This window comes from Chryseobacterium sp. 22458, assembly GCF_052044975.1.
Taxonomy (GTDB): Bacteria; Bacteroidota; Bacteroidia; order Flavobacteriales; family Weeksellaceae; genus Chryseobacterium.
Genome location: NZ_JBQEOA010000004.1, coordinates 598,489 through 610,648 on the forward strand (window position 1 = coordinate 598,489; position 12,160 = coordinate 610,648).

At 37.3% G+C, this 12,160-nt stretch carries 11 protein-coding genes; 10 read left to right on the forward strand and 1 reads right to left on the reverse strand.

Annotated elements, in window-relative coordinates:
- Positions 1–100: 100 nt before the first annotated feature.
- From ACTJJF_RS17025 to argH, 8 genes are all read left to right on the forward strand, one after another.
- On the forward strand, positions 101–700 hold the full coding sequence (locus ACTJJF_RS17025; RefSeq protein WP_312305873.1) for a GNAT family N-acetyltransferase: 600 nt from the start codon (positions 101–103) through the stop codon (positions 698–700).
- Positions 672–1,868 carry an argininosuccinate synthase gene (locus ACTJJF_RS17030; RefSeq protein ID WP_440700398.1) on the forward strand — a complete coding sequence of 399 codons (1,197 nt, stop codon included), beginning with the start codon at positions 672–674 and terminating at the stop codon, positions 1,866–1,868. The genes ACTJJF_RS17025 and ACTJJF_RS17030 overlap by 29 nt, the downstream gene beginning before the upstream one ends.
- Before the next feature lie 54 nt (positions 1,869–1,922).
- Entirely contained in the window at positions 1,923–2,888 is a 966-nt protein-coding gene (gene argC, locus ACTJJF_RS17035; protein WP_440700399.1) for an N-acetyl-gamma-glutamyl-phosphate reductase, read from the forward strand.
- A 112-nt stretch (positions 2,889–3,000) separates the two neighbouring features.
- Complete coding sequence (locus ACTJJF_RS17040; RefSeq protein ID WP_440700400.1) at positions 3,001–4,140, forward strand: aspartate aminotransferase family protein; 1,140 nt, start codon at positions 3,001–3,003, stop codon at positions 4,138–4,140.
- Positions 4,141–4,397: 257 nt separating this feature from the next.
- The gene (locus ACTJJF_RS17045) at positions 4,398–5,351 is read left to right on the forward strand and encodes an N-acetylornithine carbamoyltransferase (protein ID WP_440700401.1); all 954 of its coding nucleotides are present in this window, start codon (positions 4,398–4,400) and stop codon (positions 5,349–5,351) included.
- Between the two features lie 47 nt (positions 5,352–5,398).
- Complete coding sequence (gene argB, locus ACTJJF_RS17050; RefSeq protein WP_440700402.1) at positions 5,399–6,193, forward strand: acetylglutamate kinase; 795 nt, start codon at positions 5,399–5,401, stop codon at positions 6,191–6,193.
- The gene (locus ACTJJF_RS17055) at positions 6,168–7,250 is read left to right on the forward strand and encodes a M20 family metallo-hydrolase (RefSeq protein WP_440700403.1); all 1,083 of its coding nucleotides are present in this window, start codon (positions 6,168–6,170) and stop codon (positions 7,248–7,250) included. Before argB ends, ACTJJF_RS17055 begins: the two co-directional genes overlap by 26 nt.
- Positions 7,251–7,538: 288 nt before the next feature.
- A complete protein-coding gene (argH, locus tag ACTJJF_RS17060) occupies positions 7,539–8,843 on the forward strand; it encodes an argininosuccinate lyase (protein ID WP_440700404.1) in 1,305 nt (434 codons plus the stop codon).
- Positions 8,844–9,155: 312 nt separating this feature from the next.
- Here argH and ACTJJF_RS17065 read toward each other — a convergent pair whose 3' ends face one another.
- A complete protein-coding gene (locus tag ACTJJF_RS17065) occupies positions 9,156–9,617 on the reverse strand; it encodes an Lrp/AsnC family transcriptional regulator (protein WP_312305854.1) in 462 nt (153 codons plus the stop codon).
- 241 nt (positions 9,618–9,858) lie between these two features.
- On the opposite strand from ACTJJF_RS17065, the gene ACTJJF_RS17070 reads away from it, so the two are divergent.
- Together ACTJJF_RS17070 and ACTJJF_RS17075 are read left to right on the forward strand one after the other, a co-directional pair.
- Positions 9,859–10,749 carry an aspartate carbamoyltransferase catalytic subunit gene (locus tag ACTJJF_RS17070; protein ID WP_440700405.1) on the forward strand — a complete coding sequence of 297 codons (891 nt, stop codon included), beginning with the start codon at positions 9,859–9,861 and terminating at the stop codon, positions 10,747–10,749.
- 327 nt (positions 10,750–11,076) lie between these two features.
- Complete coding sequence (locus ACTJJF_RS17075; RefSeq protein WP_065397359.1) at positions 11,077–12,150, forward strand: carbamoyl phosphate synthase small subunit; 1,074 nt, start codon at positions 11,077–11,079, stop codon at positions 12,148–12,150.
- Positions 12,151–12,160: the final 10 nt, after the last annotated feature.

The following is a 12,160-nucleotide window of genomic DNA, read 5'->3' on the forward strand; positions in this document are numbered from 1 at the left end:
AATTTTACCTGTGTAAATTTTTAAAACAAAAAAAATATCTTTTTAATTTGGTTTTTAAAGAAATTATATTTTAAATTTGCCAAAAAATTTAGATAAATAAATGGAAATAGAAATTTCCTCATGCGAACATCTGATGTATGTGAGTGAAATACAGCAGGAAATGTATGATTCTGCACAGCGTAGAGGAACGGGAATCGCAAAACGTTCTATAGAATATTTGAGTAAAAAGATTTCAGAGGGAAATGCTGTAGTAGCCACTGAAAATGGCGAGTGGGTAGGTTTCTGCTATATAGAGACCTGGTCACATGGGAAGTTTGTGGCCAATTCGGGACTGATTGTGTCGCCTAAATTCAGGAACGGGGGAGTAGCTACTCAGATCAAGCAGAAGGTTTTCCAGTTATCTAGAGAAAAATATCCGGAGGCAAAAGTATTCGGATTAACAACAGGGCTTGCAGTAATGAAAATCAATAGCGATTTGGGATACAAACCGGTCATTTATTCTGAGCTGACTCAGGATGAAGAATTCTGGAACGGTTGTAAGAACTGTGTGAATTATGAAATTTTAATGAAAAAGGAACGTAAAAACTGTCTGTGTACGGCCATGCTTTTCGTTCCTGAAGATAATAAAGTAAACAGTGTTGTGAATGAGCAACCAGAAATTAAATATAGCAATGAACAAGAAAGTCATCTTAGCGTTTAGTGGAGGTTTAGATACTTCCTACTGTGCAAAATATCTTAGCGAAACACTGGGATATGATGTGTATGCGGTTACTGTAAATACCGGAGGTTTTTCCAAAGAAGAAGAAAAAGAACTGGAAAGAAAAGCTTTAAACCTTGGGGTGAAAGAATACAGGTGCGTAGATGCTCAGGAAGATTATTACAATTCATGTGTGAAGTATTTGATTTTCGGGAATGTATTGAAAAATAATACCTATCCGCTTTCTGTAAGTGCTGAGCGTACCATCCAGGCACAGGAAATTGCAAAATATGCGATTGAAGTACAGGCAGATGCAATTGCTCACGGAAGTACAGGAGCGGGAAATGATCAGGTTCGTTTCGATTTGATTTTTCAGGTGATGTGCCCGAATATTGAAATCATTACCCCAATCCGTGATATGGCTTTGTCCCGTGAAGAAGAAATTGAGTTTTTGAAAGAACATGGTTATGAAATGGAATTCCAAAAAGCACAATATTCTGTCAATAAAGGACTCTGGGGTACTTCTGTGGGAGGAAAAGAGACATTGACCTCAAGAAATTATCTGCCTGAAGAGGCTTTTCCTTCACAAATACAGGAAACTCAGCCTTCAGAGCTTGAAATAGAATTTAAGAACGGTGAAATCATTGGAGTTAACGGAGAATCTTTTGAACACCCGGTATATGCGATTCAAAAAATAGAAACATTAGCTTCAGCATACGGAATCGGTCGTGACATCCATGTAGGAGATACCATTGTTGGAATTAAAGGAAGAGTAGGATTTGAGGCAGCAGCGGCATCAGTGATTATTAAAGCACATCATTTATTGGAAAAGCATACCCTTTCAAAATACCAGCAAATGATGAAGTCTCAGTTATCCGACTGGTACGGGAACTGGCTTCATGAGGCACTTTTCTTAGATCCTGTCATGAGAAATATTGAGTTATTCTTGGTAGATTCTCAGAAAACAGTGAGCGGAAAAGTATTTGTAACCCTGCATCCTTATAGATTTATCTTAAATGGAATTGAGTCTGACCATGATCTGATGTCCGATAAATTCGGAAGCTATGGAGAAGCAAACAGAGCATGGACTGGAGAAGACGTGAAAGGATATACAAAAATTGTAAGCAATTCCTTAAATATATATCACCAAATCAACCAAAATATCAATTAGAGTTCCGAAGGAATGATTTAAACCAAAATAGGATGCAGTCCTATGAGTATAAAAATGAAAAAAACAGTAGGAATAGTTGGAGCTAATGGCTATACAGGAAGTGAATTGATACGCTTACTGGCTTTTCATCCCCATGTGACATTGAGTTTTTTATATAGTCGTTCGAATTCGGGGACAAAGATTTCAGATCTGTACCCGGATTTAACGACAGTTTGCGATCAGCTGCTGACCAATCAGACAGAAGATGTTGATATCCTTTTTCTGTGCCTTCCACACAAGGAAAGTCAAAACTGGTTAACTCAAAACCCAGTTAAAGATGAAACACTGGTGATTGATCTGGGAAACGATTTCCGTTTAGAAGGAAACTTCGGAAACAGAAATTTTATCTACGGATTACCTGAAATCAATAAAAAACAACTGGCAGGTGTTAAAAGCATCGCTAATCCGGGATGTTTTGCAACGGCAATTCAATTAGGTCTTCTGCCATTGGCTGAAAAAGGCCTGCTTGATGAAATTTTTACAACGGGGATTACCGGATCTACAGGAGCGGGACAGTCTTTACAGGCAACAACCCATTTTACCTGGAGGAATGATAATATATCAGCTTATAAAACCTTAACTCATCAACATGTAGACGAGATTTTGCAACAGCTGATTTCATTCAATAATAAAGAAGTAAACCTGAATTTTGTTCCATGGAGAGGAGATTTTGCAAGAGGGATTTTTACAAGTTCCACCATGAAGACAGATTTGACGCTGGAGGAAATAGAACAATTGTATCAGGATTTCTATGCGGAGGAGCCTTTTGTTACGGTAAGTAGCAGGGCAGTTGATTTAAAGCAGGTTGTCAATACCAATCGCTGTGTGATTCAGATTGAAAAAAGTGGAAATGTAGCAGTTATTCACTCAGCGATTGACAATTTGTTAAAAGGAGCTTCGGGACAGGCAGTACAGAATATGAATATCGCCATGGGATGGGAAGAAAATGCAGGACTGAACCTTAAACCGATGGCATTTTAATTATTAATAAGGTAGAAGGTGGTAGATGATAGGTTGCAGTAGTACGAAGAATAACTTTTAGACCTGCAAGCTTTCAACCATTAACTAACAACTAGCAACTAGCAACAAAAAAATGAATTTATTCAACGTATATCCATTATTTAATATAAATCCGGTTAAAGCTCAGGGATCTTTTCTTTGGGACGATAAAGGAGAACAATATCTAGACTTTTATGGCGGTCATGCAGTGATTTCTATCGGGCATAATCATCCACATTATCAGAATAAATTGAAAGAACAGCTAGAGAAAATTTCTTTTTACTCAAACTCTGTTCAGAATGAATTGCAGACTGAGCTGGCGGAAAAGCTGGGAAAACTTTCAGGATATGAAGATTATAACCTTTTCTTATGCAATTCAGGAGCGGAAGCCAATGAGAATGCACTGAAACTGGCTTCTTTTCATAATGAAAAAAGCAAAGTGCTTTATTTTTCAGGTTCATTTCACGGAAGAACTTCGGCAGCGGTTTCAGTGACTGATAATCCAAAGATTGTGGCTCCGGTTAACTTTTCAGAAAGATTTATCAAATCAGAATGGAATGATGTAGAACAGCTTGAAGAAACCTTTGAGAAATTTGGAAATGAAATTTCATCTGTAATCATCGAAGGAATTCAGGGAGTAGGAGGAATTATGATTCCAACACCGGAATTTTTATCTAAAATCAAAGAATTGTGTGAAAAATACGATACTGTTTTGATCTTGGATGAGGTACAGTCAGGATATGGAAGAAGCGGGTATTTCTTTGCCCATCAGGAATTTGGAATAGAACCGGATATTATTACAACAGCAAAAGGAATGGGGAATGGTTTCCCTGTTGGCGGAGTTTTGATTCACCCTAAATTCCAGGCAAGCAACGGTTTGCTGGGAACTACTTTTGGAGGTAATCACTTAGCTTGTGCGGCTTCCATTGCTGTTCTTGATGTTATGAAAGATGAAAATCTTATCGAAAATGCTCGGCAAATGGGTGAGTATATTGAAAATGAAATTAAAGATTTACCACATATTAAATCCATCCGAAGGAAAGGACTGATGATCGGAATAGAGCTCGACAGAGACTGTTCAGAAATAAGGAAAAGCTTATTGTTTGATCATCATATTTTCACAGGAAACTCTAATGATAAAACAGTATTGAGGATTCTTCCGGCACTGAATATCAAAAAAGAGGAAACGGATCTTTTCATCAATGCTTTGAAAACAGTGTTGGGAAGTATTTAAGATGTAAAAGACAAATAGCAAAAAGGTGCTACGTTTTGTTATTCTGAATTTAACGAAGTGAAATAAAGAATCTCAAAATGACAAAAACAAACGTCAATTGCTGAGTGAAACGCCCTTGCGAACGAAAAAAAACATCAGTGAAAAGCTTTGCATCATAGCGTTAAAACTTTCAAAAATGTGTAAACACAATCTTTAAAATTAATTCAAAATGAAATGGATATTCCATTTGTCCATTGAAAAAAAATAGAAAATACCAAATGAAAAAATTTACCTCTGTAAGTGATGTAGAAAACTTACAGGAAATCATAAAAAAAGCTTTAGAGATAAAAGCAAATCCACTTTCTGAAACAGAAAAAGGAAAGGGAAAAACAATCGGACTTGTATTTTTAAATTCAAGTTTGAGAACCCGTCTGAGCAGTCAGATTGCAGCTCAAAACTTAGGTTTAAATGTTTTGACATTAAATGCTGCGCAGGAAGCATGGAATCTTGAGTTTGCAGATGGAGCGGTAATGAATGGTGATACTGTAGAGCATATAAAAGATGCAATCGAGGTTTTAAACCAATATTGTGATATCATCGCTGTACGTTGCTTTGCAGGAATGAAAAGTAAAGAAGATGATGTAAATGAAAGCATCTTAAGTCAGTTTGAAAAACATGCAAAAGTTCCTGTGATCTCTCTGGAGTCTGCTACTCGTCACCCGCTACAAAGTCTTGCTGACTGTATTACTATTACAGAAAACTGGAAAAAAGATCATAAACCAAAAGTGGTATTGACCTGGGCACCGCATATCAAACCTATTGCACACGCTGTTGGAAATTCTTTCGCAGAATGGATGCAGGAAATGGATGTAGAGTTGGTAATTGCCAATCCGGAAGGATATGATCTGGATAAAAACTTTACAAAAGACATAAAAGTAATTCATGATCAGGATGAAGCATTGAAAAACGCTGATTTTATCTATGTGAAAAACTGGTCTTCATTTGATGATTATGCTGCAATGCCGGAAGTGAAAGAAAACTGGATGCTGACGAATGAAAAGCTGGAAAATACCAATCAGGCCAAAGTAATGCACTGCTTACCCGTTCGCCGTAATGTAGAATTGAGTGATGAGGTAATGGACGGAGAAAACTCCATTATTTACCAGCAGGCAAAGAACCGTATTTTCTCTGCACAGGCTGTATTCAGTGAAATCCTGGATAATATCCAATAATCCCAAATCATGTGATTTTTTTAATCTTTTAATCCTTTGATCTTTTCATGAAAAATAAATTATACATCGTAAAAATAGGCGGAGCGCTCATTGATGATGAACAGTTGCTGGATCAGTTTTTAGATCAGTTTTCAGCCATTAATGAAAAGAAGATCCTTGTTCATGGCGGAGGGAAGCTGGCGACAACTTTGGCTGATAAACTTGGTATAGAACAGAAAATGATCAACGGAAGGAGGATTACGGATAAAGATACCCTGGATATCGTAACGATGGTATATGCGGGAGGGATCAATAAAAATATTGTTGAAAAACTACAGCAGAAAAAATGTAATGCGATAGGGTTTTCGGGGGCAGACGGAAATTTAATCAAAGCTAAAAAAAGAGAACATCCTGAAATTGATTTCGGATTTGTGGGCGATATTAATAAGAAAAGTGTGAACAGGAAACTTGTTTCAAAATTAATCAAACTTGACCTTGTTCCTGTGTTTTCTGCAATTACACATGATAAAAAAGGAAATCTTTTCAACACCAATGCAGATACTATTGCCTCTGTGATGGCTCAGGCACTTTCTGAGAAATATGAAGTTGAATTGCTGTATTGTTTTGATAAAGAAGGTGTTTTAGAAGATGTGGATGATCCCGAGTCTGTTATAAAAAGCGTAAACGAACAGGAATTTACCGCATTGAAAGAAGAAGGAAAATTGCACAAAGGGATTTTGCCCAAACTTGAAAACGCTCTGGGAGCCATAAAAAATAATGTAAACAAAGTGTTTCTGATCAAAGAAACCGAACTGAAAAACCATATAGAGAATCATCATGCAGGAACTGAAATCTGTTTATAATAAAGAAGAATTGTTGAATAATGCCGTTGGATTGCTTAAAAATCTGATTGAAATTCCTTCATTCAGCAAAGATGAATTCAATACTTCGGTAGAGATCGAGAATTTTTTTAAAAAGCATCAGATCCCCACCAAACGTTTTAAAAACAACATCTGGGCGGTCAATAAAAACTTTGATGTATTTAAACCGTCCGTCTTATTAAATACTCATCATGATACCGTAAAACCTAACAAAGCTTATACGCTGGATCCGTTTGTACCCATTGAAAAAGACGGTAAACTTTATGGGTTGGGAAGCAATGATGCCGGTGCCTCACTGGTTTCTATGGCTCAGGTTTTTTTACATTTTTATGAGAAAGAAGATTTAAAATATAATTTAGTTATTGCTTTGACGGCAGAGGAGGAGATTTCTGGTTTTGACGGAATTGAGGCCCTGTTTCCACAGCTCCCGAATATAGAACTCGCCATTGTAGGAGAACCCACGCAGATGAATCTGGCGATTGCAGAAAAAGGATTGCTTGTGATAGACGGGGAAATGAAGGGGACTCCTTCTCATGCTGCTCATCCTAATGATGATAATTCCATTGTCAAATGTATGCAGGATCTGCAGAATATTTTAAACTTTAAATTTCCTAAAGTTTCAGAATATCTTGGAGAAGTTAAAATTACTTTATCGGGAATTCGTGCAGGAGTTCAGCATAATGTAGTGCCTGAATCATGCAACTTCACATTAGATGTAAGGGTGACCGATGAATATTCCAATAAAGAAGCCTTTGAAATCATTCAGTCACAGATGAAATCTACCCTCACTGCAAGATCTTTCAGACTGAATTCTTCAAAGATCGAAATGGATCATCCGTTTGTAAAAGCGGGATTGGAAATTGGCAGGACAACATATGGTTCTCCTACATCCTCAGATCAGGCAATTATTCCATGTACCTCTGTGAAAATGGGTCCTGGAGACAGTAGGCGCTCCCATACAGCGGATGAATTCATCTATATAGACGAAATAGAAGAAGGAATAGATATCTATATCCGGATTTTGGAAAAAGTGTTATAAAAGATGGAAGCGGGAAGAAAGAAAGTAGTGATTAACTTCCAGTAGCTTCCGGCTTAATAAATATTTTGACTAATGCTCAGCAAGCAATAAAGTTTACGTTTTTAATAAAGATTTATGCAAAAATGACCATTAAAAATTGTGGCTTTATAGAATAAGGAAATGTTTTTTTATAGTTAATAATAATAAGGAGAGTCTTGCTGGGCTTGTCAAGATCAATCAAATATTTTAAATCGGACTGTATATTATCAGGAATGATGGTATTCAGTCTTAGAAAATCAAAACTTACTTATGAAAAAAATATGGCAAAAGGATGACCTGGCCACCAATATATTAGTCAATAACTTTACTGTAGGAAAAGATCTTGACTTTGATGAACGTTTAGCTAAATACGATGTTAAAGGTTCCATGGCACATTGTAAAATGCTGGCAGAAACCGGGATTATTTCTCTTGAAGAATCTGAGCAGATGCAGGCGGTATTAAACGAAATTTTACAGGAAATTGAAAGCGGAAATTTTGAAATTGATAAAGAAGCTGAGGATATCCATTCTCAGGTAGAAGCGATCCTGATTACAAAATTAGGAGACACAGGAAAGAAAATCCATACGGCACGATCAAGAAATGATCAGGTTTTACTGGATATCAAACTGTATTTACTGGATGAGATCCGTGAGATCACAGCACTTACTGATGAGTTCTTCCAGATATTGATTCAGCTGGCGGATCAGCACAAAAACATTCTGCTTCCGGGATATACCCATTTACAGATTGCAATGCCTTCCTCTTTCGGATTATGGTTTGGAGCGTATGCTGAAGCCCTTTTGGATGACGTGGAAATGCTGTTCTCGGTGAAGAATATCATCAATAAAAATCCTTTAGGATCAGCTGCAGGCTATGGTTCTTCGTTCCCGATCAACCGTGAGAGTACAACTTATAATCTGGGATTTCAATCCATGAATTATAATTCTGTATATGCTCAGATGACCCGCGGAAAGTCTGAAAAAATGCTGGCAATGGCAATGGCTACTTTAGCAGGAACACTTGGGAAATTTGCTTATGATGTGTGTCTGTATCTGAATCAGAACTTTGATTTTATCAGTTTTCCGAAAGAATTTACAACGGGAAGCAGCATTATGCCTCATAAAAAGAACCCGGATATCTTTGAATTGGTTCGTGCACGATGCAACAGAATTCAGGCGTTACCGAATGAATTAATCCTGTTAACAAATAATCTTCCATCAGGATATCACAGAGATGTGCAATTGACAAAGGAAATTCTTTTCCCTGCCATTGATTCATTAAAAGAATGTCTGGAAATTTTAAGCTATACTTTACCGAATATTCAGGTAAAAGACGGAATTCTTGAAGATGAAAAATATAAATACCTGTTCAGCGTAGAGAAGATCAATGAAGAAGTGAAAAACGGAAGCTCTTTCCGTGATGCTTATGTGAAGGTGGGGCAGGAGATCGAGAATAATGAATTTGAATTTGAGCCGGGAAATCTGGATCATACCCATCAGGGAAGTATCGGAAATCTTTGCCTGGATAAAATAGAATACCAGTTCAATAAACTGAAGAACAAATTATTGGGTTAGAATCTGAACCATTAAGGTCATTAAAAACTTAGGCAAAAATCAGTGGAAATTCTAAAATTATTTTAGCCTGCTGCCTTTTCGTTGTGAAAGCCTTAATCTTAAATCTTATCTGCTTAAGCGATCTTAATGGTTGGATTTTATTCCGCTCTTTGAATTTGATGATTGATAAATTGAACCATTAAGGTAGATGAAGGGTTTAAGATAGGTTAAGAAAATCTGCGATTTTTTAACCGTATTATTTTAAAATTCGCTTGCGAATTACTTAATTATTCTTCAACTCTTAAAAGCACTTAATGGTTTAAAATAAATGATTTATTCCAGATCAATTTTAAACTTTGTAGATTTTTTCACCTCATGAAGTACAATAGAACTGTGGTACTGCCCGATATTGGGAAGGTTTGAAATGACACTCACAGCAAATTCATTATAAGAGTTGATATCCTTTGCAATAATTTTCAGCATATAATCATATTCCCCGGAAAGGCTGGTGATCTCCTGAACTTCATCGTATTTGGAAATATTGTCCTCAAAGGTCTCCAATACTTTTTTGGATTGTTCTTTAAGACGAACATTGCAGTAAACGATGATATTCAGCCCCAGTTTTTCACGGTTTAAAAGACCTACATACTTTTCAATGACTCCCTGCTTCTCCAGCTGTTTGATTCTTTCATACGTAGGAGTAAAGGTAAGACCAATCTTTTCGGAAATTTCCTTAACAGATAATGTAGAGTCTTCCTGAATAATGCTGAGAATCATTTTGTCTTTTAAATCCATATAGTAAACTTGAGTTGTAACAAAAATATTAATTTTAAATGAGAATAAGGAAGGACTGAAGTTTTTAATTTATTTTAAACTTAATTTTTGTAGGTTCATAAAATTGTTGTATCTTTGCACCTAATGAATAAAAAAGCATTTATATCATTAGATTTACCGGGCGAAAGCGCCCTTTACGATATTTATTGTTATTAAGCGAAGATAGTTGTCTTCGCTTTTTTTATGCCCAAAAATAAGAATTATGTTTACGATTACAGAACTAAGCACCGAGAGAATCAACAGTATACTGACAGAAGCAATGGCTTTTGCAAACGGTAAAACTGCTAAAATTGAAGGAGAAGTTTTTTGCTCAAACCTTTTCTTCGAAGACAGCACAAGAACGAAGACCAGTTTTGATCTTGCAGAAAGAAAACTGGGACTGCAGGTAGTTCCTTTTGATGCCTCGCACAGTTCTGTAAATAAAGGAGAGAGTCTTTATGATACAGTAAAGACCATTGAAAGCATAGGAGTAAACCTTGTGGTGATCCGTGATAAGAAAGACAGATATTTTGAGGAGCTTAAAAATATTAGTATTCCGGTAATTAACGGAGGTGACGGAACAGGAAACCATCCTTCACAGTGTATGCTGGACCTACTGACCATCTATCAGGAATTCGGAAAGTTTGAAGGATTAAAAGTAGGAATTGTAGGAGATGTAAAACACAGCCGTGTAGCCAATTCAAATGCGGAGGCTTTAAGAAGATTAGGCGCTAAAGTATACTTCTCAGGACCGGAACAATGGTTTGACGAAGGTGCCTTGATCAACGGAACTTATCTTTCAGTAGATGAGCTTATCGCTGAAGTGGATGTGCTGATGTTGCTGAGAATTCAGCACGAAAGACATGATTCTGCCATGAGCTTCACCGCTTCTGAATATCATAAAAGATACGGCCTGACCAAAGAAAGGGAACAGGCTATGAAAAAAGAAGCGATCATCATGCACCCTGCACCCATCAACAGAGGCGTTGAGATAGACTCAGATTTAGTGGAGTGCGATAGATCAAGAGTCTTTAAACAAATGCAGAACGGAGTATTCGCCAGGATGGCCATTCTGAAAGAAGCACTGGAAGAAAAAGGATTTACCTTTAAATAACAAAGAGCCAAGGTAAAAGTAAAAAGTATGGCGAGCCTCGTAGAGGCGGTCTGCTAGTAGAAGATAATGAAGAGGGAAAAAAGAGAGAGCCTCGTAGAGGCGCCCTGTTAATAGCCAGAGGTAAAGCCCCTGGAAAAAAAGGAAAAAGATAATGTGAGCCCCGTAGGGGTGACTTGTTAATAGATAATGAAGAGGGAAAAAAGAGAGAGCCTCGTAGAGGCGCCCTGTTAATAGCCAGAGGTAAAGCCCCTGGAACAAAAGAAAAAAAGATAATGTGAGCCCCATAGGGGCGACCTGTTAATAAAAAAGAAAATCTAAATAGAAAAAATGAAGAAAAAATTAATACTGGAGTCCGGTGAAGTGTTTCATGGAGAAGGTTTCGGAGCAGATTTGGAAACTGCAGGAGAAGTAGTTTTCAATACCGGAATGACAGGGTATCAGGAATTGATCTCTGACCCGTCTTACTGTGGTCAGATAGTTTGTATGACCTATCCGCTTATCGGGAATTATGGTATTAACCGTGATGATTATGAAAGTATCGAGCCGGCAATCAAGGGGCTTATCGTAAAAGAACTTTGCGACCTTCCTTCCAATTTCCGTACTCAGATCACTTTAGATGAATTATTTAAAAAGAAAAACCTTTCCGGAATCTCAGGAATCGATACGAGAAGACTGACAAGAATTCTTCGTAATTCCGGGGTAGTGAAAGGAAAAATTGTGAACGCTGATGCCGATGAAAATGCTGTAGCTTCAGAATTGAAATCAACCAGCTTCCCAACCAATCAGGTAGAAGAAGTTTCTACAAAAACACCTTATGCCAACCCAAACAGAGGTTTCAAAGTGGTATTGGTGGATTTCGGAGCAAAATTAGGGATCATCAGAGAATTATCTCAAAGAAACTGTGATATCATTGTGGTTTCTCAGGATACTACAGCAGAAGAAATTCTACTGATGAATCCGGACGGAATCATGTTATCCAACGGTCCTGGCGACCCGGAAGATGTGCCACACGCTTTAGACATGATCCGTGGTTTATTAGGAAAAGTTCCGATCTTCGGAATTTGTTTAGGGCATCAGTTGATCGGTCTTGCTTGCGGAGCGAAAACATTCAAGCTGAAATTCGGTCACAGAGGAGGAAACCATCCTGTATTGGATTTAGAGAAAAACAAAGTAGCAATCACTTCTCAGAACCATGGGTATGCTGTAGATCAGGAAAGTTTAAAAGGAACAGACCTTATCGAAACGCATATCGCTTTGAACGACAGAACAAATGAAGGATTAAAACACAAAATCCACCCTTGTTTCTCAGTTCAGTATCACCCTGAAGCGAGCCCTGGTCCGGAAGATGCAAACTACCTGTTTGATGAGTTCATTCAAATGATGGAAGATTTTAAGAAGTAAGATTCAAGAG